Below are 26,721 nucleotides of genomic sequence, written 5' to 3' on the forward strand. Positions count from 1 at the left end.
TCCCCCTGAATGCGCTAATTTCGATTAAAAATCAACCTATTACCTATTATTAATCGAATATTAATCGATCATTTGTACATTTAATATTTCTACAAAACAAATATTACTTATATATATTAGTACTCTCATATATAACTTTTGTCAATTGAAATGAGTTCCCCTTGGTTTTTTAAGGTGACACTAACGTGGAATAGGCGATTCAATCTTAATTTTAAGGCAATAGTAAAAAATGACCCTATAAAATAGACATGAAAGCGTATGTAGTATTATCGTGTATCTAAAAACAGAAATCCCGTTTAAATATGAGCTTTTTTATACTAGGGCTATGCCTGATGCATCATTAACAGGCAACCTTAACGTAAAGCAACTTCCTTTATTTAGCTCACTTTCAACGCTTATCTCACCGCCATGTTCCCTAATTATTCCATAAGCCATCGTCAACCCCAAACCAATCCCTTCACCTACAGGCCTGGTGGTAAAGAAAGGATCAAAGATCTTACCCAACTGTTCAATCGGCATGCCTTTACCATTATCAGACACACTTATTTCCAGCCATTCTCCTTTTTGTCGTGACTGAATAGCGATAACACCTTCTCCTTCGATCGCCTGCCGGGCATTCATTATCAGGTTGAGTAATGACTCACTTATTTTCTCCTTACAGCAAAATAGTGGCGGCAGCATGGCAAGATCAGTCTGAATTTTGATCTGCTCTGGAAGTTCAGAGCTGACAGTAGCGAGCGTCGTTTGAATACAGTCATTCACGTCGTCCATCGCGTAGTCAGTATGAGGGGATGTATAAGCATAATCTTTTAGCCCTTGCACTATATCCCGAATTCTCTCCGTCCCCTCAATAGACTCCTGTAAAAGTATCTCCATATCTTCATTCATAAACTGCAGATCATACTGACTAGACAGATGATGAATTTTATCTTGTTGTATTTTTTTGGCCTCACAATCAGTGAGGGTCAATAAGAGCGAATATTCCGAAATCAAACGCCGATAATTTTGTCCGTATTCCCCTAGCGAGTGTAAATTGCTCATAACGAAACCGATAGGATTATTGATTTCATGCGCAACACCCGCGGCAAGCACACCAAGGGATGCCATTTTTTCAGCTTGTAATAATTTAGTTTGTGTTTTTTTAATGTCTGAATTTGCTTTTTCTAATTCTATATTTTTGATTTCAAGCTGCTTGGTGCGCCTCTTAACGCGATCTTCCAATGAACGGTTTAGCTCCCTAAGCTCTACTTCAAATTGATCTCGATGAGCACTGGCGTCCTTAAGATTAAAAGCCATAACATTAAACGCGCTGGCCACATCGGCTATCTCATCCCGCCCTTTTATGGGAATTTTAATATCCAGATTACCGATTGATATTGACTTAGCCGCTGTACTCAAAACTTTAAGCTGGCCGGTGAGATACCCGCCCAGTAAAAAGGAGAATAATGCAACAAGCCCCATTTCTATAATGACGATTATGATACTTCGATTTTCAGCTTCCTTGATGGCTGTATTGATGCTTCTAATATCTAAGCCAATTTCGACTCGGCCATAAACTACACCGCCTTCTGAAATATTAGCAAACGTATCAAACACACCATCAGTAACATCCTCTACCCGTATATCGGGAGTAAAGGAGACATTTAAGTAGTCTTTAACATCGGCTTCTGCGAACAATTGATTGTCTGGCCCAATGACTCTTGCATACACCAAATCAGGGTTAACCAGAACATCTTTTACAAACGCATCCAGAGACGCCAGGTCATAGGAAAGAACTGCGTTCTTAGTTGTTGTTGCAAACAGAGTGGCTGTCGTAGAGGCGCGCTTAGTGAGAGTCTCATAGTTTGTGCTGCGTAAATAGTTCAGGGTCATAGTGACCAGCAATACCAGTAGTAAAGCCTCAATCGCAGCGATACCCAGGATAGTTTTTAATCTAAGCGACACAGGACTTCCTTTTTATTGAGCTACTTAATAAGCGCATCCAACAGTTTTATATTGAGTGCTCTGACATCATCCCAGTCGGCATTCTCAGCCAGAGAAAAGCCGGTAAAGTTAATGGTTTTAAGCAAAGCGATACCTTCTGGATCATCACTCATGCCCAGTAGAGCTTGCTTTAGTTTCGCTATTTTTTCTGAGCTTACTCGCGGGTGTGCTGCAATAGCATGTGGGGTATAATCTGGAGTTGTCCATAATACTCGCAACTGCTCTTTCACTTCAGGTGCCATATTATTAAACGTACGCATAACACCGCCACCTGCCACAAAGAAACCACGGGCCACACCCAGATAAACTGACTCATGGGATGAGACATACTGAGGCGTTATATATATCCCCTGCTGCTCCATGATAGAACGTGGAACCACACTGGCAGCAAAAGCAGCCGGTGCCGGAAATGCCAGCTGTTTATTATTCAAGTCAGCTAGTTTTTCATATGGGCTATCTTTGCGTACAACTACGATGCCTTTTATCAGCTTGTCAGTTTGTTTTGCCATGGCCTGATAACCCGGGACTTTATTGAATACGGTATAGTGGTAAGGGTTCATATAAGCAATATCATACTCACCGGCCACTAACCGTTTTTCAAATGTTGGTATGTCTTTAGCGGTACTAAAACGAATATCTTCGCCGGTTTTTTCACTTAAATACTGGAAGACAGGTGTCCATCGTTTTGCCAGTGTATGTGCAGATTGTTGCGGTACAATACCAAAAGTAAGATGCTCAGCCTTGACAGTAGTTACAGCAAACAGCAACGAGATAGATATCAAACAACGTAAAACAGTCTTCATCATTTATCCTTTTTTATTAATTATTCTTATCAATTATCCTTCGACATGAGTTATCCATAAAATCCTTTAATACAGCAGACCTTGACCCTGAAGTAATCAGTCGCTAAGTCCCCGCTTCCATTAAATCGACATGCCACTGTATGAATAATTTTTACCGGGTAATGGCTGATTAACGAGTAGAGTCCGAAATTGTTCCGCAGAAACGGGCGGGCTGTAAAAATATCCCTGAATTTCATCACAGTGAAGATGTTTTAAGGTATCCAGTTGTTCCCGTGTTTCTACACCCTCTGCTACCACCGACATGTCTAAATCATGCGACATCTGGATCATATTTTTTACCAAGCCTACTTTTTCTTTAGATTCAGGTAGGTCTTTAATAAATGATCGGTCAATCTTAAGAGTATTCACCGGTAATCGATTTAAATAACTCAGCGATGAGTACCCTGTTCCAAAGTCATCAATTGCTAAACGAACACCGAGCGCTTTAATTTCGTTAAATAACTGCAAACTGCTATCAATATCCTGCATCAAAAAAGTTTCGGTTATTTCCAGTTCAAGTTGATCGGGACAGATTCCCGCAATCTCTATAATATTTTTAACTTTTGTAGCTAATGTATTACGTTGTAACTGACGGCCAGAGAGGTTAACTGACATCAAAAACGGTGGTAATCCTTCTTTTCTCCAAAACTGGCTTTGATGACAAGCCATAGAAAGCACCCACTCCCCTATAGGTTCTATTAATCCGCTAGATTCAGCCAAAGGTATAAATATAGCGGGTGAAATCATTCCAAGAGAGTCGTGCTTCCAGCGCAACAGACATTCAGCGCCAACGATATATCCTGTCGACATACATACCTTTGGTTGATACACGACTGAGAACTGATTTCGTTCAAGAGCACGGTACAAGTCACTCTGTAATGTCATTTGCTTTTCGGTTATTTGATTCATAGCGGGCTGATATCGATGGAAGTTGACGCCCCCCAGACGTTTAGAATAACTAACCGCTACTTGTGTATTTCTAAGTAACATTTCGGAGGTGTTCCCATCTACATCACTAGTGCCATAGCCCACATTAAAAGCAATATGTAATTCCCGCCCATCAAGCGTAATTAAATCATCAAACGGCTGTAATAAAGCCTTTATTAATCCTTGATTTTCTTCTTCTGAGGCTGAAAACGGTATAATAAGTGCGAATTCATCACCACTCATTTGCCCCAGAAAACTGTCCTTGGGCTTACTCAGCATCAACTTTTCAGAAATGAGAGCTAATAACTTATCCGCTACTTCGTATCCAAGACTATCGTTATAGCTATTGAAGTTTTTAACATCCAAATATAAAGCCGTTGTCTCAATCCCATTTTCCATCCACTGGTTCAGCTGCCTGATCAGTACGCTGCGGGATAAAAGTTGATCAACTGCGGAGGGTGTTACTGCCGGTTGTAGCTTGAGAGCAGAGTGTGAAAAGGCCGAACTCAATGCACCTAGCACCTCTTTTTCATCCCAGGGCTTCGTCAGAAACTTATATACCGCACCACTGTTTAACGCCTTAATGACAGCATCCAGATCCGCATACCCGCTTAATATCAGACCAATAACATGTGGGAATCGTTGCTGTACTTCAGCTAACATCTCCCCTCCAGTCATTCCTGGCATTCTATAATCTGTCAATACGACCTGTATTTCAGGGTTGTCCTCAAGTACCTGAAGGGCTTCCACACCGCTTTCTGCTGTTAATATCTGATAACCCGAGCGACGTAAAACGCGTTTCAAAGCATTCAAGATAGCCGTCTCATCATCAACCAGTAACAGTGTGTGTTGCATATTGTCCTCACCCTTAACGAAAAGCTTCCTGGAATTTAGCTGTATATCCTGGATAGCATCTCTTCAATCATTCTTAATTCAAATTAGTAATCATATTTTGATATAGCTAAATATAGAGCAAGATGGCCAATATGCCATTAAAGACATGCAAAAACATCATATTTAATATGTTTTTTTGACATATGTGACTTTTGTGCCATGTTTAAGACACGAATTTGAAACACAGGTACCCGCTATGGAAAACGAAACAACTGAAAATATCGGCTACCCGATCCCAGAAACCGCTGATAAAAAGTTGAAAATACTCTGTGTCGATGATGAGCCGAGCGTATTGAGTTCCCTAAAGAGGCTGCTACGTAAAGCGGCTTATGAAGTATTCACTGCAAATGGAGGGGAGACAGCTTTGGACCTGATGCGAATTCATCGCATTGATATGATAATTTCAGATATGCGCATGCCCGAAATGAGTGGTGCTGACCTACTCACTCAAGTCGCACAACATTATCCTGAAACGGTGCGCCTTCTTTTAACGGGTTACTCTGACATAGAATCAACTATCGCTGCTGTGAACCACGGCAAGATCGATCAGTTCATTCAAAAACCCTGGAACAATGATGAAATTTTGCTAACTATTGAACAAGAACTTGAACGCAAACAGTTAGCTGAGGAGAACAAAGCACTTAGCGCACAGGTAAAAGCACAAAATGACGAACTTATTAATCTCAATATAGAGCTCGAAAGCCGTATACAAAAAAGAACTTTTCAAATTCGTCAAACACTCCTAAAGCTGGAAGAAAAAAACAGACTCACCAAAGAAAATAACAAATCAACATTGAAAGTATTTTATAACCTGATCAGTATGAATGATCACTTGGACGGCAAGCAAGCGCTCATGGTCAGTCAACTATGTGTATTGATTGGCAAACACTTAGGCTACGATACAGCTCAATTATACCCACTAAAATTGGCAGGGCTGTTAAACGAGCTAGGGTTACTTTGCATGGATCAGGCTTTACTAAAATGCCCCTACTCAGATCTGTCAGATACACAACAAATTTTATACCAAAGCCATCCTCAGCAAGCTTATACAGCCATGGCACCCGTAGCACATTTGTCATTAACCGCTTCCATCATTCTCCATCAATACGAACGCATTGATGGAGATGGGCTCCCTCAACATTTAGAAGGCGAACTTATCCCTGAAGAATCTCGCATTTTAGCCGTGGCCCGCGACTTTATAGCCGCAACACAAGGAAAACTCTTTCAATCCCGACTAAGCAAACAAGGAGCTCTTGAATATTTGACTCAAAGAGCGGGCAGCACCTATGACGCTGAAATATTAGAACACCTCCCAGAACTGCTTTATGAGCTTGAGTGCGACATTCTCGAACAGGATGAAATAATAATCTCTAGCTCACAGTTAAAGCCCAACATGGTCCTCTCAAGAGATGTATTGAGCTGTAAAGATATCCTGTTATTAGCGGATGGACACATTTTAACGACCGACAGCATCAAACGCTTAGTCGGTTTTGAAAAAACAGACAAACAGCCGCTAACGGTATACATCTTTCAGCCCGCGGTGTCAGAAGCCTGAAGAATGAGACTAGGTGGAGTATAAACTGGCAAAAATGTGATTTTATCCAATACTAAAACATAATAGATAAGGATTTATATATGAAAGGCGTTGTGTTTAATATTCTTGAAGAGATGGTAGCTGAACACTTTGGCATGCAAGTATGGAATGACATACTAGATACTGCGGAAACTGAGGGTGTGTACACCGCTGGACAAAGTTATCCTGATGAACATTTATTCGAATTAGTAGGCATTACCTGCAAAAAATTAAATATGTCATCTGAAATGGTTATAGGATCGTTTGGTGAATACATGTTCCATGGTTTGCATCAACGCTACCCCAACTTCATTGAGAAGGAGCCTACTCTCAGATCTTTTCTAAAAAGTGTAGAGTCAGTCATTCATGTAGAGGTAAGAAAGCTTTATCAAGATCCAAATCTTCCTGATTTTGAATATTTCGATACTGCGGATGGCAACATGATTATGCGTTACCATTCGCCTCGAAAACTCTGCATCCTTGCTGAAGGGCTCATTCGTGGTGCGTCTAGCCATTATGCTCAAAAGATATCACTTTCACACACGACCTGCATGCACAAAAATGATCCATATTGCGACTTAGAGATTACTTTTCATCATGACTGTTAACCCTTACAAGATTGCATATCAACGAGAAAAAAAAGCCAGACTGGAAGCAGAGCAACTACTGGAAGACAAGGCTCGTTCACTATACATCACTAATCAGGAGCTTATTGATAGCAATAAGGAGCTTAAAAAGCATCAAGCCATTATGCTACGCAATGAGAAACTCGCCACTATTGGTACGCTGTCAGCAGGAATAGCCCATGAAATTAACAATCCTCTGGCTTTCATCTCCAGTAATCTTGAAATGCTCAATACCTATTGGGCGTCCTGTACAGACCTTTTTTCTGAACTACAGAGGTTAATACAATCAGGGGCTTTTTCAGATGATATCATCTTACACTTGAACACCTTAATCGAGCGTTATGACATGGTCTTCATTCATGAAGACACACCTGAACTCCTCGCTGACACCGTAGATGGCCTCGTTCGGGTCAAGGAAATTGTACAAAATCTACGTAGCTTTGCACGCTCACAGCCCACTGATTACATAGAAGCAGATATTAACCAGGGCATCCAGAACACACTTAAAATACTGAATAGCCAAATTATTGATGCTCGAGTAAGTATCAGGTTAGATTTACAGCCAATATCGAGTGTAATGTGTAACTCTGGTGAGATTAATCAGGTTTTATTGAGCTTAATAGTCAATGCAACACAGGCAATGGAAGAATCCCCAACAAAAAAACTCACTATATCAAGCCGAGGTAACGCTGAGCAGGTAGAAATTATTCTCTCTGATACGGGATGTGGAATTCCTCAAGATAAGATCGATGATATTTTTTCGCCTTTCTTTACGACAAAAGATGTCGACAAAGGAACAGGGATGGGGCTATCGATTGCCCATAGTATTATCGGAGGTCATGGTGGTGAGATTGATGTCACAAGCAAGCAAGGGCAAGGCACAACATTTACAATAAAACTACCAACAATGGTTAACAGTCAGCCAAGAGAAGTAAAAAATACATAACCTATTCGGCTTCTATAGACGGTTTAAAGTGTTACTGAGATAATAAAGTTTGTCACATTAGTCATGAATGTCTTTTTCAATGAGATATTGTCAGCCTATTTATGCATACACATTAGGATTGTTAAAAAATGAAAACTCTCACGACAGGAGAGATTGCTAAAATGTGCGATGTCCACCTCAGAACAGTTATTCGTTGGATTGAACGCGGGGATCTAAAAGGCTTCAAGTTACCTGGTCGGGGTAATAACCGTGTCCGCCCTGAAGACTTTGTTGATTTTCTTAATGAGCATGGGATGCCAATACCAGAAGAATTCAGAACTGATCATCCCAATCGTATTTTGATTGTCGATGATGAGTCACACATTGCGAAATCTATTCAACGAGTTCTCAAAGGTGCAGGTTACGAAACAATCATTGCCACAGATGGTTTTTCAGCAGGCGCCAAGCTTAATAGTGAAAAGCCCGCACTGATGACACTTGACCTGAGTATGCCAGGGATGGACGGTTATGGCGTTTTAGAATTTGTCCGAGCGTCTGACGAATTCAACAAGATTAAAATCTTAATCATTTCAGCATTAGACGAAGACCATTTACAGGCCGCCATTCAAAAAGGTGCGGATGCTTTTTTACAGAAACCTTTTGCCAACAGCGACCTGCTCAAAGCAGTCGAACAACTTATTGATTAGACTGAGCTATTACAACTGAAGAACCGCTTCATCTTCAGTATCCAGCCCCAGAAAACCGCCGGTCTGATGCGCCCATAATTGCGCATAGATGCCACCTAATGCAACCAACTCCTGATGCGTCCCCTGCTCGACTATCTGGCCCTGATCCATGACAATTAAGCGATCCATCGCCGCAATCGTAGACAGCCGGTGAGCAATGGCGATAACCGTTTTTCCTTCCATCAGTTTATTTAAACTGTGCTGAATCGCGGCTTCTACTTCTGAATCCAATGCAGAGGTTGCTTCATCCAGAATCAGGATGGGTGCATTTTTTAATAATACGCGTGCGATGGCTATGCGCTGCCGCTGGCCACCCGATAGTTTCACGCCGCGCTCACCGACCTGGGCATCTAAGCCTACTCGCCCACCCGGATCAGTGAGTTTTTTGATAAAGTCGCTGGCTTCTGCTTTTTCTGTTGCCGCCTGCAACTCTGCTTCAGTGGCATCTGGACGACCATATAGAATATTATCACGCACAGAGCGGTGTAGCAGCGAGGTATCCTGGGTCACCATGCCGATATGCTGGCGAAGAGATTCCTGCGAAACCTGGCTGATATCCTGACCATCTATCAGAATACGGCCTGTTCCGACATCATAAAAACGCATCAGCAAATTGACCAGCGTGGATTTTCCTGCACCGGAGCGTCCGACGATACCAATCTTTTCACCGGGTTTAATATCCAGATTCAAGTGATCAATCACACCCGAGGTTTTTCCATAATGGAATCCAACACGCTCAAATATCACTGAACCTTGTGTCACCACGAGTGCTTTCGCATTGGGTATATCCGGTACTTCCTGAGGACTGGATAAAGTTTTCATACCATCGGTTACTGTACCGATATTTTCAAACAGTGCGCTGATCTCCCACATAATCCATTGGGCCATACCATTAATACGCAGCGCGAGACTGACAGCTACCGCAATGGCACCGACAGTAATCGCGTTATCTTTCCATAGCCAGATTGAAAATGCCGCCACACAAAATGCCAGAAAATAATTGATAAACTGCACACAAAAATTAAGACCGGTGACTAAGCGCATCTGCCGGTAAACAGTGTCCAGAAAACCACTCATCCCCTCCTCGGCATACGCCGATTCCCGGTCAGTATGAGAGAAGAGTTTAACGGTTTGGATATTGGTATAGCTGTCGACGATACGCCCGGTCATCATGCTGCGCGCATCGGCTTGCTCGGTAGAGACACGCTTTAGTTTAGGTACAAAGTAAGCTTGAATTCCAATATAACAACCCATCCACAACAGCATCGGAATAATCAGGCGAATATCAGCTTGCGCTACCAATACAACAATCGAGATGAAGTACACCAATACAAACATCATGACATCGAGCAGCTTCATGACGGTTTCACGGATCGCCAACGAGGTTTGCATCACCTTGGTGGCAATACGCCCGGCAAAGTCGTTACTGTAAAAAGAGATACTTTGTTTAAGCAGATAACGATGCGCCATCCAGCGTATCGCCATTGGATAGTTGCCTAATAATGTCTGGTGAACAATCAGTCCATGCAGCAAGACTAATAAGGGCAGAACAACCAACACCATCAGGCTCATGGTCAGCAGGCGCCCACCCTCATCCTGAAAGAGCGTTTCGGGGGTTTTGGTCACGAGCCAGTCAACCAATTCACCCATAAAACCAAACAGAGTAACTTCAGCGATAGCAATTAAGGCAGTCAGCACAGCCATCATTAACAGATAGATCTCACTGCCTTTGGTGTAGTGGCGGCAAAATTCATACACGCCTTTGGGCGGTTGCTGCGGTTCCTCCGGTGGGAACGGTGCGACCAATCGCTCAAAAAATGCAAACATGGGGTGTCCTTATTATGTTGTCGACTATGAAGTTTTCAAGGCGACAAATAATACCACTAATGCAGTTTCATTTTCGGTTTTACGCTACTGCCAATTTTCTGCGCCAGCATGACACCGGAGGCTCTTAGCCAGCCGTGAATGGCTATCTGGTGCATGCGATACAGCGAAATATAAACAAAGCGTGCGATACGTCCTTCGACAAACATTGTGCCTTTATTCAAATTCCCCATCAGGCTGCCAACAGTGCTGTATTTACTCAGGTTCACAAGTGAGCCGTGATCTTTGTAAAGGTAAGGCTGAAGCGCTTTACCTTGCATCTGTAAACTGATGTTTTTACGCACTATATCAGCCATTTGATGAGCCGACTGCGCTCTGGGGGGAACCCAGCTCCCGTCCGGCTGTTGACATGCACAGCAGTCACCAATCACATAGACGCTATCATCTACACTACTCTGCAAGGTCGGTTTAACAAGTATCTGACCTATTCGGTTAGTCTCAAACAGCGGCAACGATTTAACAAAATCGGGCGCTTTAACGCCGGCTGCCCATACCGTTATATCTGCATTAATGCGCACATCACCAGCCGTTTCAAACCCTTTCGAATCAGCGCCAACAACCCGGGTATTTTTCAGAATTTGCACACCGAGTTTTTGCAACTCATGGCGTACCGAACTCGCTATACGCTCAGGCAAAGCAGGCAGCAAACGCGGGCCCGCTTCAATCAACGAGATTTTCAAGCGCTTGGCCGACATCTGCGGCATGCCGTAAACTTTGAGCAAATCTGCCACATGATAAAGCTCCGCCGCCAGTTCTACGCCAGTAGCCCCGCCACCGACAATTGCTAACTGAAGAACGCTTTTATCAGACTGCTGATTAATCCTGAGGAAGTGATTCAGCATTGACCGGTGAAAACGTTCAGCCTGCATATGAGAGTCCAGATAATAGCAATTCTCCGCTACCCCCGGTGTGCCAAAATCATTACTCACGCTACCCACTGCCATGACTAATATGTCATATGCAATTTCTCGTTCAGGTAGTACCTCTTTGCCTTCTTCATCATTCAGCGCCTCTAGATTGATCACCTTTTTAACCTGATCAATACCCATCATCGTCCCTTGCTGGAACTGATAATGATGCAGGCTGGAATGGGCGCGATAATTCACACCATCTGTATTAATATCTAAAGACCCCGTCGCAATCTCATGTAATAAAGGCTTCCAGATATGTGAGCGGTTTTTATCAACCAGAATAATTTCAGCTTGTTTACGTTTAACTTTACCTAGCTGGTGGCCTAATCGAGTCGCCAGTTCAAGACCGCCCGCTCCGCCTCCCACAATCACGATAGTTTGCATGTTATGTCCTTAAAATAGTGTCAGGCAAATACTCTTAGTAAAATATTTGTCTGATCTATCTCATGAAAATGTTATTGCCCTTATCAGACTAGCGCTTAATAACGATGCTTCACCACTGACCATTGCTGCCAAAATTACCATACTTTAGTAGCAATACCAAACATAAGATCAATGCTCAATAAAGTACTGGTTAGTACCGACACGAATGAATAATTTACGTTATATTACCAACATATTATGGTTTTATTATTTATATTACTGCGCTTTATTGCTAATAAAAACAATAAATTACTGTTCTATCTCTTCTATAATTGTAGGCAGGTCCGCCACTGAATCGATCACAAAATGCGCACCTACATGATAAAAACGCTGATAAGCTTGCTGGCGTAGATTCTGTTGCTGATCGAGTGTTAACGCCTGCCAGTCATGAAGATCTAATCCGATCTCATTGCCAGTCACAGCGATGCCAACGGTCCAGCCTCCTGCATTAAGCCCTTCTTCAATGCCATTCAGTGTGTCATCGACTTTCACCACCGCCTTAACGTCACTGACGCCAAGCTTGAGCATATTCTTTATCAACCGTGCGATTAATCGACTATCCATCTACGGCAGTAAATCTCATAGCACCAGAAACCATAATATGTATGACCAACCCGTATCATCATGTTTTTTGATGCCGATTTCTAACCAGAAGCGTTTGAAAAAGCTTCGACTATACTTCATTTATACTAAAAGCTAAGGATGAACCTTTGTTGTCATCTAGCTAAGAGTAACGTGCGTTTAACATTCTTCTTGCAAAAGCAGGATTTAAAAGATGGATATCACAGCCGAATCAGAAACAACTTTTACAATTCCTAATGAAATGACACCAGCATTCATTGTGCCAGTGTTAGCGGGCGGCGGGAGCAGGCTTTCTGCGCATATTGGTGTATTAACGGCGCTTCAGGAGATGGGTCTGCGGTTTCCATCACTGGTCGGGGTTTCAGGAGGGAGTATTGTTGGCGCCTTATTTGCAGCAGGCTATTCTCTAAATCAGATCAGAGTTATCGCTGAAGAAACCGATTTTAGCCAATTTCTAGGCCAGTCACTTTTTCGATTGTTGCGTACCGGAGGGCTGTCGACAGGAAACCGTTTCGAAGAATGGATGGACAATAAACTCAACGGCGCTACTTTCGCCGATCTTGAATATCCTTTTCATGTGGTAGCCACCGATGTTCGTTCCGGACTACCCGTCGTTTTCGATAAACAAAGAACACCCCATCTTAAAGTTTCGTTGGCAGTGCGTTTTTCAATGTCAATTCCGATTATTTTCAGTTTCAAAGAGTTTGAAGGACACCTGATGGTGGATGGTAGCATTCTATCAGAGGAGTCTTTACAACAAGACTGGGCCGGAGACGGATCACCGGTGGTAGTGTTTCGATTAAGTAGTATTCAAGAAAGAGCGGAGACAAAGAAAATCAGGTATTTTCCGCTGATCGGCTATTTGTCATTATTAATCCGGACATTTATGACAACGATGTCCAGGGAGTACATTAGTGAACACTTCTGGCATTCCACTGTTGTTATTCATGCCGGTAGCATCTCGCCGACCGAGTTTCGCCTCAATGCCGAACAAAAGAACGCACTTTTTCAGGTCGGTTACGCAACGACACGGCGCATTGTCCCTATGAAGATAGCAAAAATCCTGCCGGTATTTGCTCGTTAATCAGGCAGCGCCGCCGATTTTTACGACTAGCCTCCTGTCATATTCATAAAGCGAACTATTTGAACATCACCATCAGCGGTAAAACGATGCTCTTCCGGTTTATGCTGCATGGCTTTACGTATCACCTCTTTTAAACGCTCAAGTTCACCCGGATAGCGGCGCAGTACCGCTTTAAGATCGACTGAGTGTTCGTTACCCAAACATAAGAGCAGCATCCCTTCAGCCGTGACCCGAACCCGATTACAGTCACCACAAAAATTATGGCTATGCGGGGAGATAAAACCGATACGGCTATGACTGTCTTGCATGCGCCAGTACTTTGCCGGGCCGCCACTCGACTCTGTTGTCGGCATCAGAGGAAACTGCTCGGTGATCAAGGCTTTTACCTGGTCACTACTAAAATAAGTTTCTGCGCGATCATGCTCAGCTATCACGCCTAACGGCATCTCCTCAATAAAGCTAAGATCGATCTTTTTTTCGCGCGCGAATCTTACCAGATCAACAACTTCATCATCATTGCGGCCATGCAATACGACGGTGTTCAGCTTGATGCCTTTAAAGCCGACATCACAGGCCGCATCAATTCCTGCGATGACCTGCTCTAAATTACCGGTGCGTGTTAACGTTTTAAAACGATCTTCCTGCAGGCTATCTAAACTGATATTAATTCGTGTTAACCCCGCATCTTTAAGCTGTTGAGCATAACGAGGCAATTGCGATCCATTCGTGGTTAAGCAGAAGTCCTTTAAGCCTGGTAATGCACCGACCCCTTTAAACAGCTTAACAACATCTCTGCGTACCAGCGGCTCACCCCCGGTAAAACGAATTTTATTAACGCCCAGCTCAGTAAATGCCCGCGCTATCGCATGAATCTCCTCCAGCGATAGCACTTGGGCGCGTGGAAGGAAGGTCATGTCCTCACTCATACAGTACACACAACGAAAATCGCAACGATCAGTTACTGAAATCCGTAAATAAGTAATCTGTCTTCCAAACTGGTCTACCAGTTGCTCGCTAGCCATTTTCCACCTTCATTTTATAGCCGGTCGGTTCACAGTAAATCGCTGAAAGGCTGAATCAAGACTCGATCACCCGCTTCAACCTGGCTATATTGCTCCCCGATCTCGATCAGACAATTGGCCTGCACCATCGAGGTTAAAATTCCAGACCCTTGTGCACCGGTGGTTTGCACCACCAACTCACCCTGATCATTAATACGATAGACGCCCCGACTATAATCGATACGCCCTGCACGTGATTTAATCTTTTCTTCTGCTACAGCCATCATTTTGATGGGCTGCCATCCTCGCTGCCCCATCATTTTTCTAAGGGCTGGCTGCACAAATTGCAGAAAAGTCACCATCACGGCAACAGGATTCCCAGGCAAACCAAAAAACGGGGCCTGCCCCACCCTACCAAAAGCCAGTGGCCGGCCAGGTCGCATTGCAACCCGCCAAAAACCTATATCACCGACAGCTTCCAGTGCTTGTTTTATATAATCTGCTTGCCCCATCGACACACCACCCGATGAGATTATCATATCAGCTTGTTGGGATGCTTCACTTAATACGCGCTGCATAGTGACTTGCGAGTCTTCAATAATGCCCAAATCCACAACAGAGCATCCCATGCGCTGCAATAACCCTGTAAGCGTAAAACGATTAGTATCATAAATGCAATTTTCCGGTAAGGCTTGCCCTTGGGCGACCACTTCGTCACCTGTCGAGAAAATGGCAACACGTAAAGGCTTAAATACGACGACGTGCTGCATGCCTAATGAAGCCAGTAAACCTTGTTCTTGGGGTCGAATTAAGCTCCCGGCAGACAACGCGACCGAACCCGATTTAATATCTTCACCTTTCTGGCGTACATGCTGGCCTATTTTCACGCTATCGGAGAACAAAATTTTCTCGCTCTCTCGTGTCACCGCTTCACGAATAACGATCGAGTCTGCACCTGCAGGCAAAGCAGCACCGGTCATGATCTCAACGGCTTCACCTGCAGCCAAAGTGCCAGCGTATGCTCCGCCTGCTAAAACCTGACCAACAAGTGTGAGCGTGTGCTGCTTTTGAGAGGCGTTTTTTTCAGAGGAAAGCTCTTTTGCGCAAATAGCATAGCCATCCATCGCTGAATTAGTCTGTTGCGGAACATCAAAAGCAGACACCTGATCTTCAGCCAGAACCCGATTGATGGCCTGCGAAAGGGGTATCATTTCAACGTGGGCTGGCGTGGCTATTTGAGCCAGAATACGTGCAACACTCTCTGCAACCGTTAACATCCCCCCAGGATTCGCTAGCGGATCAAAGCAATTAATGGCGTCGCTCATGATCTCTCTCCTTTTAAATAGTGCTGAATAAACGCGGCAATTTGCTGAATATTATTCAGATCTAATAACGGAATATCACCGTCCAGTGGGATCACCTCATCGCAGGCAACCGCGATAATATTTTCATCGTTCTGATAAAGTTGCGGTTTATTAACCTCTTGACGATAAAGCTCAATCTTCGGAAAACTGACTTTTTTAAAACCTTCGACTAATACCAGATCCAATTTGGAATGATCTAACTGGTGCAGCATTTTTGACAGCGATGGCATACCCTCCTGATGTTCTTCAACCATTAGCGCCCAGCGTTTAGAAGAACAGATCAGCACCTGATCAGCCCCGGCATGACGTAACTCGTAACTGTCTTTACCTGGTTGGTCTACATCAAACTGATGATGGGCATGCTTTATCACGCCAACCCGGACACCCTGTGCTTTGAGTACTGGTAATAATTGTTTGAGCAAGGTCGTTTTACCGGTACCACTCCAGGCAGCCAGTCCTAGTAACTTGGGCATCTGTTGTAATTCGTCAATATCACTTTTACGGTTTACATTAACAAAAGCATCCGGGTAATCTGAAAAATCAACATCAACCATACGTTGCTGCGCATACCAACGATCTATCTTTCGCTCACCGTCTGCCAATATAGCCTGTACGCTTTCCAGCAAGTTTCTTTTTATTAAAGCCACCACCGGCTGCAGACGCTTGCCATCATGAGCCACGGCTATGTCTGCACCCTGCTGCATGGCTCTATCCAGCATTCGTCTGGCCAACGTTTCTGGTAAGAAAGGCCCGTCACAAGGAACAAATAATACCCAATCAGTGGTCGCATGATGCAAACCGGTAGCAATCCCCATCAGAGGACCTTCAAAACCAGCTTCAAGGTCGGTTATTACCGGCAAACTCAATGTGCCATATGCATCTAAGCTACGATTAGCATTGATCAGGCAACGAGAAACCTGTGGCAATATTCTATCCAGTACATGATGAATCAACGGTTTTCCGTTTAGATCCATCCACCCTTTATCGACACCTCCCATTCGGCTGGCCTTACCTCCGGCCAGCACCACCGCGGTTATCTGCTCAGTGCTGGACATAGTGTTGCGGCTCCATCTTGGTATCAACTTCGTAAAGCACACTTTCGAGAGAAGAACTTTCGAGAGAAGAGCTTTCGTGAAGAGCACCACTTTCCAATAGGAGGTGACGCGTACAGAGTTCTGTCACCCGATTACTCTGATGACTTGAAACCATAACGGTGGTTCCCTGCTCCAACAGCTGCCTGACCAGTTCTGCTACCGTGCTGACTGAATGACGATCCAGATTAGCGGTAGGCTCGTCGAGTAACAGTATACGCGGCGCTAAGATCCAGGCACGCGCTAGCGCCAGCCGTTGTCTTTCACCACCGGAAAGCGAACAAGCGGGATGCTCTGCAAGATGCCCTAACCGAGCCCATACCAAAGCCTGCTGCACTTTGGTTTTAACCTCTTGCCTGCTCCCCCCGCGAAGCTTCAGACCATAAGCAACGTTATCAATAACTGTGCTCATAAAAACATACGGGGTCTGGTGTAAATAAATCACATCTGGATGAATCCGGTTTGACCACCAACGACGCTGTTTTGGCGTTACCATTACCTTACCGCTGCAGGGCTTTTCCAGCCCCGCCATAATTTTCATCAAGGTGGTTTTACCCGCACCATTTTCACCCTTTAAGTGCAAGCTTTCACCTTCCGTGATCCGCAGCTTCTCAATAGTGAACAACTCACGGGTTCCGAAGCGCTTCACAAGATTATCTATGTTTAATTCAAGGCCCACGCGCGTTCCCTCATAAAGTAATTGATGACTTCTATCTTCAGACCGACACCTTCAAACCTAGTTGTTCAGACAAGCTGCCCTTTACCACGCACTGAGGCCAACGCAAAGTTCAATACCAGCGCTAAAAGCAGCAACACCAAGCCTAATGCAATGCCCTGAGCGAACTCCCCTTTACTGGTTTCCAGTGCGATGGCTGTCGGAATATTACGGCTATAGCCGAGAATATTTCCGCCCACCATCATTGAACAACCCACTTCAGATATAATCCGGCTAAAGCCAGCCAGCATCGCGGCCAATAAAGCGAATCGCGCTTCACACGCCAACGTAATCGCTGCCCTGCCGCAATGCGCGCCAAGTGTGCGTGCCGTTTCCCATGCGCGCCGGTCAATACCCTGAAAGGCGGCATGGCTCATACAAACCAAGATCGGAAAGCACAGAAGGATTTGCCCGATCACCATCGCCGGCTGACTGAATAACAGGTGCAACTCACCAAAAGGCCCGTTACGCGATAACAGCAAATACAGCGTTAGCCCTATAACAACGGTCGGCACTGACATTAGCGCATTAAACACCGCGATCAGCACCCAGCGCCCCGGAAAATCGATTATCGCTAACAAAAAACCAACAAGTATGGCCGGTATCGCCGATAATAAAATGGCCATAATAGATACCCTGAAAGAGACACCAATAATGCTCCATAACTCAGCATCCAGGTTGAATAACAACGCCAGAGCTTCTTTACAGGTACTCAACAGACTCATGTCCATCAATAGTCCATACGACTAGTTACAACTGATATACTCTGCATGGTTATTGATTCGTTACCACTTGTTGAGCCGATCCATGAAACAGCACTTCGCCATTGATACGAAAATTATTGATCAATGTTTGCCCTTCTGCTGAAACCAGCCACTGCGCCAATGCTCGGGCACCTTCGGTATTAAGACCTTCATAGCTCGCAGGATTCACCAGAATCACCTGATAAGGATTAAATAAGCGTTCGTCACCTGCAACCATCATTTTGAGTTGCAGACGATGCTGATAAGCCAACCAGGTTCCACGGTCAGTCAAGGTATACCCCTGAAGTTCATCAGAGACCTGCAGCACTTTACCCATTCCCTGGCCAATCTCTTTATAACCATCAAACCCCGCCGCAACACCCGCAGACTTCCATAGAGCCAATTCTTTTTTGTGAGTACCCGAATCATCACCGCGGGAAATAAACACTGATTGGCTTTCAGCAATGGCGCGCAATGCACTGACAGCATCAGAACCGCCTTCTATGCCAGCAGGGTCATTGCTTGGGCCGACCACAACAAAGTCGTTATACATAACGCTTTTTGCCTCGATACCGTGCCCCTGCTCAATAAACGTTCTTTCTGCTGCAGGAGCGTGCGTCATCAGTAAATCCACATCACCATCGCGCCCCATACGCAACGCTTTGCCTGTGCCGACAGAGAGGACATGAATTTTAGCGCCATATTTTTGCTCGAATACCGGTAATAATTCATCGAGTAAACCGGAGTTATAAGTGCTGGTAGTGGTTGCCAGTCGAATAATATTTTCTGCAGCACTAACCGTTAGTGACAGACAAAATAGCAAAGTAATTGAAGACAAACATGAGATCCATTTTTTCATCGTTTTGTGCTCGTAAATAATATTAGTGTCGCTATAGCCTCAAAAGCAATTAAAGTGCCAACCTCATGGTAGTGAAAATTCGACGCAGACAATCACTTCAACTAACTGATTTTATTGATATTAAATATAAACAGATCTTAATTTATTCTCTTAACAAACACTGACCAAGACAATAGTTCTAGCTACAAAACAAATGCACATGGGTCATAATGACCAACCTGAAGGCCTATCGGGTCAATTTGACCCTTGTGCATAGGCATTTGATCAACCGCTTACCCGTAAGGGTCACGCAGAGAGACTTAAATGAATCCGGATTCAGATAAATTCAGCGCAAAGCCTAAAGCCGTTTCAGTCTTAGTCGTCGATGACGAACCCGGGATGTGCAGTTTTCTGAACAAAGCACTCAAGAAAAAATTTGCGTTAGTAGAGACGGCAGGAAGTGTTGAAGAAGCGGAAGAGTTACGCAAACGCTGCCATTTTGACCTCCTTATTGTCGATATCAATTTACCCGGCCGCTCCGGTATGGAGTGGCACGAAGCGCTGGAGCAAACACAACACAATAGTGACATTATTTTCATGACGGCCTTTGCTGACCTTGAAATTGTCATCAAAGCGTTACGGGCGGGTGCCAGCGACTTTATCCTCAAGCCCTTTCGGTTGGAACAGATGATGAATGCGGTTGAACGCTGTCTTGAACGCCGCGCCATGGCCAGAGCCAACTTCGTATTACAACGCGAGGTGGAAAAAGCATTTCCGATTACCGATATGATGGGAAACAGCCTGTCAATCCGCCAGGTACAGGAAGTCATTCATCGTGTCGCTCCGACACCTTCTGCCGTCATGATCGAAGGTGAATCGGGTACCGGTAAAGAACTCGCTGCGCGTATGCTGCACCAATTCAGTAATCGCAGTGGCGCTTTTGTACCTATTAACTGCGGGGCAATATCACCCGATTTATTAGAAGCAGAACTGTTCGGACACACCAAGGGCTCGTTCACAGGCGCGGTAAAAGCACGTGATGGCCTATTCAGTTTTGCCAACGGCGGCACTCTGTTTCTCGATGAAGTGGGTGAGATGCCGGTTCTGATGCAGGCTAAACTACTACGTGCCTTGGAACAAAAAGCCGTGCGTCCCGTTGGCAGTGAGCAGGAGATCAGCATTGATGTGCGAATTATTGCGGCAACGAATCGTCATTTAAAGGAAGAGGTCGCGGCGGGCCGCTTCCGTGAAGATCTTTATTATCGCCTCAACGTACTAAGTATTACCCTACCTCCCCTGAGAGATCGTCGCGAAGATATTCCTGAGCTGATTCATCATTTTTCTAATACGCTGTCACGTGAACTCGGATTGGCAGCCATTCCTTTCAGTCATGACGACCTCAACGAGATGCAACATTATCATTGGCCTGGCAATATTCGAGAGCTGAAAAACCTGATTGAGCGCTGTATTTTATTAGGAAAACTACCCGCCGAATATTTCCGCGAGCAAAACGCAGACGACTCTAAATCTGTAGGTAACTTTGCTGGCTGGTCGATGGAAGCCGTCGAAAAGCATCATATCCTGCAAACACTCGCGCAACATGACGGTAATAAGTCTTCTGCTGCTCGCAATCTTGGCGTTTCAAGAAAAACACTGGACCGAAAGCTGACCAGTTGGGCAGCAGCAGAACACTCGCTTGCTCATGCTGAGGTTGAAACTGAAGTCGAAGTTGAAATCGAAGCTGAAGCTGAGCCAGTTACATGATCACTGCCTTGTGGCATAAAATTAATAGTTCACTGCGCAACAAGCTTTTATTGTTGACCTTGGCCCCACTGATCCTTACCGCCATAGGTTTTGCGATGCTCTCGGCCTATTGGACCAGTAGCTACACGGACCGGCAGTTGTATATGAAGGTTCGTGCTGATCTTTCAGTAGCTCAGGGTACGCTGGACATCATGCAACAAGTGCAGCTCAACACACTCACTCAGTTGGCAACTAGCTTCGAGTTCCGTACCAACCTGCAGCTTGGTAACCAACGCGATATTCAAGTACAGCTCATGCAAACACGCAAAGGACGGCAACTGGATTTTTTGCGTTTTCTACCGACAAAGCTGATTACTGACATTAAAGACCCTGCACTAGCCCCGTTGCTGCCTCGCCTGTATCAGGGAGAGCCTTTAAAAGGCCTGACCGTACTCGATAAGAAAATGCTCGACCTCATCAATGTAGACCTCGAACAACAGGCGCAAATATCACTCACTAAAACGCCCAGAGCCCTCCCGAGCAATCGCCTGATTGAAGACAACGCGATGCTGATCAGAACCTTATTACCGGTTAACGATGAGTCAGGTTTACTGATCGGGATTTTAGATGCTGGCAGAATCCTTAACAACACCACTCAGGCAGTCGATACCATCCGGGATTTGGTCTACGGACCGGGCACGCTTCCCGAAGGCGGAATCGGTACGGTAACCTTATTTCTGGATGATGTGCGCATCAGTACCAATGTCCCTCAGAACCCCGACATCAGCGATAACAAGCAGATGTCTTTACAGGAACGCGCTATTGGTACACGTGTATCTGCTGAAGTCCATCAGCATGTCATGACGCAAGGACTCACATGGATCGATCGGGCATTTGTGGTCAATGATTGGTATATCTCGGCTTACAAACCACTGGTTGACTTGAATAATCAACGTATTGGTATGATCTATACCGGTTTTAACGAAGCGCCGTTCAACACAATTTATTATAAAACACTGTTCGAGTCAGGCAGCCTGATTGGCCTTATTATGCTGATCTCTGGATTTGTCATACTACGCCATACGCGTTTGCTACTCCGGCCTTTAGCACGCATCCACTCCGTCGTCACCGCGGTACGCGACGATGGCTCTATTCATCTGCGCATCGGTAAGTTAAATACCTCTGATGAACTGGTTGATCTTGCGCGGCAATTTGATGCCATGCTGGACCTGCTGGAAAACCGTGAACAACTAATTCTACAAGCCCACGACCAGTTGGAAGTCACAGTAGAAAAACGCACCCGCTCACTACGCAACAGAACAGAAGCACTTAAACAACATATACGCTTACTGAAAACCACCCGTAAAAAGCTTTTAGCCAATGAAAAGCTGGCGGTCTTAGGCGAACTAACAGCAGGTATTGCACATGAAATAAATAACCCCGCTGCTGTCATACTCGGCAATATCGATTTGCTGGTGGCCGAACTGGGTGATGCCGTTGAACCCGCTCAGGAAGAAATCGACATGGTGATCCGGCAGGTATACCGCATCCGTTCACTGATCAATAACTTATTACAATACAGCCGCCCCAACCATTACGTCGACAACTATCAGAGCTACCAGATTAATCAGGTTATAGATGACACTCTGCTTTTAGTTTCCCACGCACTCGACAAACAGCAGGTAGGTATTGAAAAATATTACACTGCCAGTTGCCCGGTACAAGTCAATTATCAGCAGGTACAACAAGTGTTAGTTAATCTGATCATTAACGCTTCTCATGCACTGACTGAGCCAGGGAAAATCCAATTACACACCGCGGACTGGGTTGATAAAGAGAAAGAACACGATGAATCAAAAGGTGAAGTAAGAGGTGATGTAAAAGGTGAGGTAAAAGGTGAGGTAAAAGGTGTTGTCATTCAGATAAAAGACAAAGGACAGGGTATAAAAGAGGAAGACTTACAGCATATTTTTGATCCGTTCTTTACAACCAAAAAGGGGGGCACCGGCCTCGGACTCTCGGTCAGTTACGGCATTATTCGCCGTCATGGTGGTGACATCAAAGTATCCTCCATACCAGGCGAAGGTACTGTGTTTTCAGTGTACCTGCTCCGACAAGCGAACCTGTCTGAAGACAGTGAGGTCGAAGCAATACTCGACGGCTTAACCTCAGCCCAGCGTATCAATCGCCGCATACCCCGCTCACAAGCTCATGCCGCTCAGCCCAGCTAAACACACAGATGCTATCACCTGTAGGCATTTTTTATTCGCCATCCGCATTCCACAATAGTCGCCCGCTACGGTTGAGGTTATACCCTTGCAGTCGATTTGCCAGCATCATTCCTTCCGGGCCCTGCAGAAACTCAAACAACTGCTGCAACAAACGCCGAAAATAAACTCCTCTGGGCACCACCAGATCAAAGCTTTCCTCGCAGACAGGAATAAACCCTAAACCAAACTCTTTTGCCGCACTGAGCGTACCCGGACCGATATCAGCCTCACCTGTCGCGATCATGGAGACCATCTCTCGTTCAGAGTAAGCCGTTTGACTAACCGTCAAACGCTCAATGGGACAGGAATATGACATCAGCCATTCTTTAAGGAAGCGCTGCGAACCGGCGCCCTGCTGACGAATAACCCAGCGAGTACTCTGATGCATCGCTACGTCGGGATCTTCAAAACGTGACTGATCCTGTGCCCGCACAATCAAGCCCTGACTACGGCAAAACAGATGCACAAGAATCCAGTTTTTGGACGGATTGTATTGTTGTATTAGTGCGGGATGACGCACTTCACTTTCTTCAGCTCTGCCCCAATGGATGACGCACGCATCCGCATGACCTTGCGCTAACAGCTCCAGCCCCACGGTTGTTCCCGTTACAGTATAACTAAAGAGTGCCTGCGCCCTGAGTTGCTGAGTAAGACGAATAGCAACCGCTTGCAGTAACGGGTCATCGCTGCCGGCTAATATAAGACGGTCTGTGAGTAAACCACCGTGGCAACTGTCCAACAACCAACGATCGACCAGTACTTTTGGAAACAACCATTTACCGGTCAGTTTAGTCGCAGGGATTTTACCTTCTGCCGCCATGACATAGATTTTTTTCTCATTCAGGTGCAGATATTCCGTCAACTGGCGCACATTTAAAAAGGCAGGAGGTAATTCACTCACGAGACAACATCCGCAACGTCAATTTTACGCGACGGCGGCGCATCCAGTATCAGCGAATCTTTACCACTAAATAATAAAAAGTGCTTTCCTTTAGCACGCGCCAACATGGTGATACCCAGCTCTATGGCCAGTGCTAACCCCATCTGTGTTACACCCGAACGGGATAACAACACCGGAATTCCCATCTGAGCTACTTTAATCACCATCTCAGACGTTAAGCGCCCCGTGGTGTAAAAAATTTTATTCTCTTCGCTGATGCCATCCAGCCACATCCTTCCAGCCAAGGTATCTACCGCATTGTGCCGGCCAACATCCTCGACAAAGGCAACCACCTTGTCACCTTCACAAATAGCACAACCATGCACAGCACCCGCATTTTTGTAGGTTTCATTGTACAAATTAAGGTTATTTAGCAACGCATAAACAGTGCTTTGTTTGATGTTAGCTTTAGGCAAAGACACTTCCGCTAATTTATCCATCAAACTGCCAAACATGGTGCCCTGCCCACAACCGCTGGTTACCGTACGCTGCTGTAACTTCTCCTCCAGCCCTGGCGGCTCCCCCTCTGTGACGACCACCGCTGCTTCAACATCCCAGTCTACCTGGACAGCGAGCACTTCTTGCAGCGCAAGAATAAACCCCTGATTACGTAAATAGCCGAGCACTAATGCTTCAGGGTCTCCGCCCAATGTCATCAGGGTGACAATTTCACGCTTATTAAGATAAATTGTCAGCGGGCGCTCACACGCCACCTCGATATCACGACGCTCTCCCTTTTCATCAAATGCTTGCACTGACTCCGTTAAATGAGTCGCCGCTTTACTCAGTACCAACGCCGTATTTTTCTCTTGATGGAGGCTCTTAATATTCAATACAGAGGGACTTGTCATGAGAATGCTCGCTAATTTTTTATTCATTGATAGTAACAAAGCAATTTCTGTTCCTTCCCAACAAAAGCCGGTAGATTGGCCGCAAGTGGCAGAATATCCAGATCAATTCAGACGTCAATGGATAACTCTGCGCCAATACAATAGGTCAAAATGTCCCACATACTGATCTGACTGTCCCTTTTTTGCCAATATTACCCAGACTAAATACGACTCGGCTTCAAAACCCCTTTCCCTGACGCCCCCCAATATCTCCCCGATGCCTTTTAAAACAACACCCATTCAGCTCTGCGGCTTTCTAAAGACAGTGCTGGCCCGCCCCTTGCTAGGGCTTTAGATAAACGTTTACTTACACTCTTATTTACACTGATAACGGGAGTCGAATGATGTCAGCTGGCAAAAGCACTGATCGTTGGCCCATGCAAGTTGCTCTTAAGCATGAATCCATACAGACGCGCGGATGGGAAACCGAGCGCTGGAGCATTAAGGAATTAATGCCTGACGAAGCCAAACGCGAAGGGTATGACAGTGTTGAACTGGAGCTGCATAAAGATGAACGTAGCGCCTATCGCTTCAATTTAAACTCGGCCTTCCCACACCTTTTCGTACTGTGTAACGAAGACGAAACCAACAACGCATTAACTGCAATACATATTACCGCCAGCCAGGACAAAGCCGCTTCGTTTATGGATGGTGAACACACAATACTGGAAACACCGATGCCTGCCGCTGTGCAGTGCTGGATAGATAGCTACCTTGGAATTAACGGAGAATTGATAGACGAAGGTAAGAAAAAGAAGAAAAAAGGTAAGGGGCGCAGCAGTGAGCGATAAATCATTTATTTCTCGCTGGTCTCGTCTGAAATCTGAGCGGGCCGCTGAAGCACAAACACTTGAAGATGCACCCGGCAAAACGGACAGCCGCGTATCATCAGCGGACAACATCACTTCTGATCCGTCTGCCTCTGGCCTGTCTGCTTCTAACCTATCTGTCTCTGACCCATCTGCATCTGGGGCATTTTCTTCGGATCTCGCTGAGCCCTCGACAGCTTTCCCGGAAGCACAGTCTGACGAGCAACCTTTTAAGTCACACAGCCTCAACGACGACAACGACAACGACAACGACAACGACCAGAGCCTCCAACACAACCAGGCACACGAACAAGAGCCAGCGGACAAACCCCTACTCACCGATGCAGATATGCCTCCCATCGAGAGTCTGGGCGAAAAATCAGACTTCAGTCAGTTTTTATCTTCCGGCGTCAGCGATGAACTTCGCAACTTAGCCTTGCGCAAACTGTTTAATATGCCGCAATTCAATGTCAGGGATGGACTCAATGACTATGACGATGATTTGAGCAAAATCCCTGTGCTGGCCCAAGAAGTAGCCGCCAAAATGCGTGGCTGGCTGCATGAGAAGCAAGAACAACTGACATCAGAACTAAACGAAGAGCTAAACGAAGCGCTAACACAAAAACCCTCCATAGATTCAACTGACGCATCCGATGCAACTGAACAGCTACAGAGTGATACACAAACAGATACCAGCCAGGAAAACGCCGGCAAACCGCACAATAATCACAAAGCAAACCGGCTCGCTGAGATCAAAAACCAAGACTTTACTGAGATCGATGACGACCTGGGTGACGCTGACTTACAAGGCTAGCGCGCCGAATTGATACACAGGCCATGGGGCAGGCAGACAATATGTCCCGCTCTTAAGCAATTCGAAACAAAGCGCCCTGATCTATACCCACTTCAAGTCGCTT

General features: G+C 45.3%; 23 protein-coding genes. 9 read left to right on the forward strand and 14 right to left on the reverse strand.

What is annotated here, in order from left to right; translation table 11 throughout:
- Positions 1-312 precede the first annotated feature (312 nt).
- The 3 genes from BM099_RS10365 to BM099_RS10375 form a co-directional block, all read right to left on the reverse strand.
- On the reverse strand, positions 313-1,944 hold the full coding sequence (locus BM099_RS10365) for a sensor histidine kinase (protein ID WP_090727686.1): 1,632 nt from the start codon (positions 1,942-1,944) through the stop codon (positions 313-315).
- A 20-nt stretch (positions 1,945-1,964) separates the two neighbouring features.
- Positions 1,965-2,786 (reverse strand): phosphate/phosphite/phosphonate ABC transporter substrate-binding protein, encoded by an 822-nt coding sequence (locus BM099_RS10370; RefSeq protein WP_090727688.1) that lies wholly within the window; start codon positions 2,784-2,786, stop codon positions 1,965-1,967.
- A gap of 120 nt (positions 2,787-2,906) precedes the next feature.
- The gene (locus tag BM099_RS10375) at positions 2,907-4,607 is read right to left on the reverse strand and encodes an EAL domain-containing response regulator (protein WP_090727691.1); all 1,701 of its coding nucleotides are present in this window, start codon (positions 4,605-4,607) and stop codon (positions 2,907-2,909) included.
- A 235-nt stretch (positions 4,608-4,842) separates the two neighbouring features.
- On the opposite strand from BM099_RS10375, the gene nosR reads away from it, so the two are divergent.
- The 4 genes from nosR to BM099_RS10395 all read left to right on the forward strand — a co-directional run bounded on the left by nosR (position 4,843) and on the right by BM099_RS10395 (position 8,477).
- Positions 4,843-6,201 (forward strand): response regulator c-di-GMP phosphodiesterase, NosR family, encoded by a 1,359-nt coding sequence (gene nosR / locus BM099_RS10380; protein ID WP_090727694.1) that lies wholly within the window; start codon positions 4,843-4,845, stop codon positions 6,199-6,201.
- Between the two features lie 80 nt (positions 6,202-6,281).
- Entirely contained in the window at positions 6,282-6,827 is a 546-nt protein-coding gene (locus BM099_RS10385) for a heme NO-binding domain-containing protein (RefSeq protein WP_090727697.1), read from the forward strand.
- Positions 6,817-7,791 carry a sensor histidine kinase gene (locus BM099_RS10390; protein WP_090727700.1) on the forward strand — a complete coding sequence of 325 codons (975 nt, stop codon included), beginning with the start codon at positions 6,817-6,819 and terminating at the stop codon, positions 7,789-7,791. Before BM099_RS10385 ends, BM099_RS10390 begins: the two co-directional genes overlap by 11 nt.
- A gap of 128 nt (positions 7,792-7,919) precedes the next feature.
- Positions 7,920-8,477, forward strand: coding sequence for a response regulator (locus BM099_RS10395; RefSeq protein WP_090727702.1), 558 nt, complete (start codon positions 7,920-7,922; stop codon positions 8,475-8,477).
- A 9-nt stretch (positions 8,478-8,486) separates the two neighbouring features.
- On the opposite strand, the gene BM099_RS10400 is transcribed toward BM099_RS10395, so the two are convergent.
- The 3 genes from BM099_RS10400 to BM099_RS10410 form a co-directional block, all read right to left on the reverse strand.
- Entirely contained in the window at positions 8,487-10,343 is a 1,857-nt protein-coding gene (locus BM099_RS10400) for an ABC transporter ATP-binding protein (RefSeq protein WP_090727704.1), read from the reverse strand.
- A gap of 56 nt (positions 10,344-10,399) precedes the next feature.
- The gene (locus BM099_RS10405) at positions 10,400-11,695 is read right to left on the reverse strand and encodes an NAD(P)/FAD-dependent oxidoreductase (RefSeq protein WP_090727707.1); all 1,296 of its coding nucleotides are present in this window, start codon (positions 11,693-11,695) and stop codon (positions 10,400-10,402) included.
- Between the two features lie 288 nt (positions 11,696-11,983).
- Positions 11,984-12,298 (reverse strand): hypothetical protein, encoded by a 315-nt coding sequence (locus BM099_RS10410; RefSeq protein WP_143083760.1) that lies wholly within the window; start codon positions 12,296-12,298, stop codon positions 11,984-11,986.
- A gap of 211 nt (positions 12,299-12,509) precedes the next feature.
- Here BM099_RS10410 and BM099_RS10415 point away from each other — a divergent pair, with 211 nt between their 5' ends.
- Complete coding sequence (locus BM099_RS10415) at positions 12,510-13,400, forward strand: patatin-like phospholipase family protein (protein ID WP_198064203.1); 891 nt, start codon at positions 12,510-12,512, stop codon at positions 13,398-13,400.
- 26 nt (positions 13,401-13,426) lie between these two features.
- On the opposite strand, the gene moaA is transcribed toward BM099_RS10415, so the two are convergent.
- The 6 genes from moaA to BM099_RS10440 form a co-directional block, all read right to left on the reverse strand.
- Positions 13,427-14,422, reverse strand: coding sequence for a GTP 3',8-cyclase MoaA (gene moaA / locus BM099_RS10420; protein ID WP_090727716.1), 996 nt, complete (start codon positions 14,420-14,422; stop codon positions 13,427-13,429).
- 29 nt (positions 14,423-14,451) lie between these two features.
- Positions 14,452-15,726 (reverse strand): bifunctional molybdopterin-guanine dinucleotide biosynthesis adaptor protein MobB/molybdopterin molybdotransferase MoeA, encoded by a 1,275-nt coding sequence (locus BM099_RS20560; protein ID WP_232349089.1) that lies wholly within the window; start codon positions 15,724-15,726, stop codon positions 14,452-14,454.
- Positions 15,723-16,820, reverse strand: a complete 1,098-nt coding sequence (gene mobA, locus BM099_RS20920; protein WP_198064202.1) for a molybdenum cofactor guanylyltransferase MobA — start codon at positions 16,818-16,820, stop codon at positions 15,723-15,725. The genes BM099_RS20560 and mobA overlap by 4 nt, the downstream gene beginning before the upstream one ends.
- Positions 16,807-17,535 (reverse strand): energy-coupling factor ABC transporter ATP-binding protein, encoded by a 729-nt coding sequence (locus BM099_RS10430; protein WP_090727718.1) that lies wholly within the window; start codon positions 17,533-17,535, stop codon positions 16,807-16,809. Before BM099_RS10430 ends, mobA begins: the two co-directional genes overlap by 14 nt.
- A 65-nt stretch (positions 17,536-17,600) precedes the next feature.
- Positions 17,601-18,296 (reverse strand): ABC transporter permease, encoded by a 696-nt coding sequence (locus BM099_RS10435; RefSeq protein WP_090728111.1) that lies wholly within the window; start codon positions 18,294-18,296, stop codon positions 17,601-17,603.
- 49 nt (positions 18,297-18,345) lie between these two features.
- Positions 18,346-19,152, reverse strand: a complete 807-nt coding sequence (locus BM099_RS10440) for an ABC transporter substrate-binding protein (protein WP_232349088.1) — start codon at positions 19,150-19,152, stop codon at positions 18,346-18,348.
- Between the two features lie 324 nt (positions 19,153-19,476).
- Between BM099_RS10440 and BM099_RS10445 the strand changes: the two genes are divergently transcribed.
- Entirely contained in the window at positions 19,477-20,916 is a 1,440-nt protein-coding gene (locus BM099_RS10445) for a sigma-54-dependent transcriptional regulator (protein WP_090727723.1), read from the forward strand.
- A complete protein-coding gene (locus tag BM099_RS10450) occupies positions 20,913-23,126 on the forward strand; it encodes a sensor histidine kinase (protein ID WP_090727725.1) in 2,214 nt (737 codons plus the stop codon). The genes BM099_RS10445 and BM099_RS10450 overlap by 4 nt, the downstream gene beginning before the upstream one ends.
- Before the next feature lie 31 nt (positions 23,127-23,157).
- Here the strand turns inward: BM099_RS10450 and BM099_RS10455 are convergent, their stop codons facing one another.
- Both BM099_RS10455 and BM099_RS10460 read right to left on the reverse strand, forming a co-directional pair.
- Positions 23,158-24,066 (reverse strand): helix-turn-helix transcriptional regulator, encoded by a 909-nt coding sequence (locus BM099_RS10455; RefSeq protein ID WP_090727728.1) that lies wholly within the window; start codon positions 24,064-24,066, stop codon positions 23,158-23,160.
- Positions 24,063-24,956, reverse strand: coding sequence for a formate dehydrogenase accessory sulfurtransferase FdhD (locus BM099_RS10460; RefSeq protein ID WP_090728113.1), 894 nt, complete (start codon positions 24,954-24,956; stop codon positions 24,063-24,065). The genes BM099_RS10455 and BM099_RS10460 overlap by 4 nt, the downstream gene beginning before the upstream one ends.
- Positions 24,957-25,339: 383 nt before the next feature.
- Between BM099_RS10460 and BM099_RS10465 the strand changes: the two genes are divergently transcribed.
- Positions 25,340-25,786, forward strand: coding sequence for a DUF3305 domain-containing protein (locus BM099_RS10465; protein WP_177201147.1), 447 nt, complete (start codon positions 25,340-25,342; stop codon positions 25,784-25,786).
- Positions 25,776-26,618, forward strand: a complete 843-nt coding sequence (locus BM099_RS10470) for a DUF3306 domain-containing protein (protein WP_090727732.1) — start codon at positions 25,776-25,778, stop codon at positions 26,616-26,618. Before BM099_RS10465 ends, BM099_RS10470 begins: the two co-directional genes overlap by 11 nt.
- Positions 26,619-26,721 lie beyond the last annotated feature (103 nt).

Source organism: Neptunomonas qingdaonensis (assembly GCF_900113275.1).
GTDB classification, from domain to species: Bacteria; Pseudomonadota; Gammaproteobacteria; order Pseudomonadales; family Balneatricaceae; genus Neptunomonas; species Neptunomonas qingdaonensis.

What these genes read in the sequence shown, in the direction of transcription:
- BM099_RS10370 (WP_090727688.1), bottom strand. Translation starts at nt 2,786, where the DNA reads ATGAAGACTGTTTTACGTTGTTTGATATCTATCTCGTTGCTGTTTGCT.
- BM099_RS10375 (WP_090727691.1), bottom strand. Translation starts at nt 4,607, where the DNA reads ATGCAACACACACTGTTACTGGTTGATGATGAGACGGCTATCTTGAAT.
- nosR (WP_090727694.1), top strand. Translation starts at nt 4,843, where the DNA reads ATGGAAAACGAAACAACTGAAAATATCGGCTACCCGATCCCAGAAACC.
- BM099_RS10385 (WP_090727697.1), top strand. Translation starts at nt 6,282, where the DNA reads ATGAAAGGCGTTGTGTTTAATATTCTTGAAGAGATGGTAGCTGAACAC.
- BM099_RS10390 (WP_090727700.1), top strand. Translation starts at nt 6,817, where the DNA reads ATGACTGTTAACCCTTACAAGATTGCATATCAACGAGAAAAAAAAGCC.
- BM099_RS10395 (WP_090727702.1), top strand. Translation starts at nt 7,920, where the DNA reads ATGAAAACTCTCACGACAGGAGAGATTGCTAAAATGTGCGATGTCCAC.
- BM099_RS10400 (WP_090727704.1), bottom strand. Translation starts at nt 10,343, where the DNA reads ATGTTTGCATTTTTTGAGCGATTGGTCGCACCGTTCCCACCGGAGGAA.
- BM099_RS10405 (WP_090727707.1), bottom strand. Translation starts at nt 11,695, where the DNA reads ATGCAAACTATCGTGATTGTGGGAGGCGGAGCGGGCGGTCTTGAACTG.
- BM099_RS10410 (WP_143083760.1), bottom strand. Translation starts at nt 12,298, where the DNA reads ATGGATAGTCGATTAATCGCACGGTTGATAAAGAATATGCTCAAGCTT.
- BM099_RS10415 (WP_198064203.1), top strand. Translation starts at nt 12,510, where the DNA reads ATGGATATCACAGCCGAATCAGAAACAACTTTTACAATTCCTAATGAA.
- moaA (WP_090727716.1), bottom strand. Translation starts at nt 14,422, where the DNA reads ATGGCTAGCGAGCAACTGGTAGACCAGTTTGGAAGACAGATTACTTAT.
- BM099_RS20560 (WP_232349089.1), bottom strand. Translation starts at nt 15,726, where the DNA reads ATGAGCGACGCCATTAATTGCTTTGATCCGCTAGCGAATCCTGGGGGG.
- mobA (WP_198064202.1), bottom strand. Translation starts at nt 16,820, where the DNA reads ATGTCCAGCACTGAGCAGATAACCGCGGTGGTGCTGGCCGGAGGTAAG.
- BM099_RS10435 (WP_090728111.1), bottom strand. Translation starts at nt 18,296, where the DNA reads ATGAGTCTGTTGAGTACCTGTAAAGAAGCTCTGGCGTTGTTATTCAAC.
- BM099_RS10445 (WP_090727723.1), top strand. Translation starts at nt 19,477, where the DNA reads ATGAATCCGGATTCAGATAAATTCAGCGCAAAGCCTAAAGCCGTTTCA.
- BM099_RS10450 (WP_090727725.1), top strand. Translation starts at nt 20,913, where the DNA reads ATGATCACTGCCTTGTGGCATAAAATTAATAGTTCACTGCGCAACAAG.
- BM099_RS10460 (WP_090728113.1), bottom strand. Translation starts at nt 24,956, where the DNA reads ATGACAAGTCCCTCTGTATTGAATATTAAGAGCCTCCATCAAGAGAAA.
- BM099_RS10465 (WP_177201147.1), top strand. Translation starts at nt 25,340, where the DNA reads ATGTCAGCTGGCAAAAGCACTGATCGTTGGCCCATGCAAGTTGCTCTT.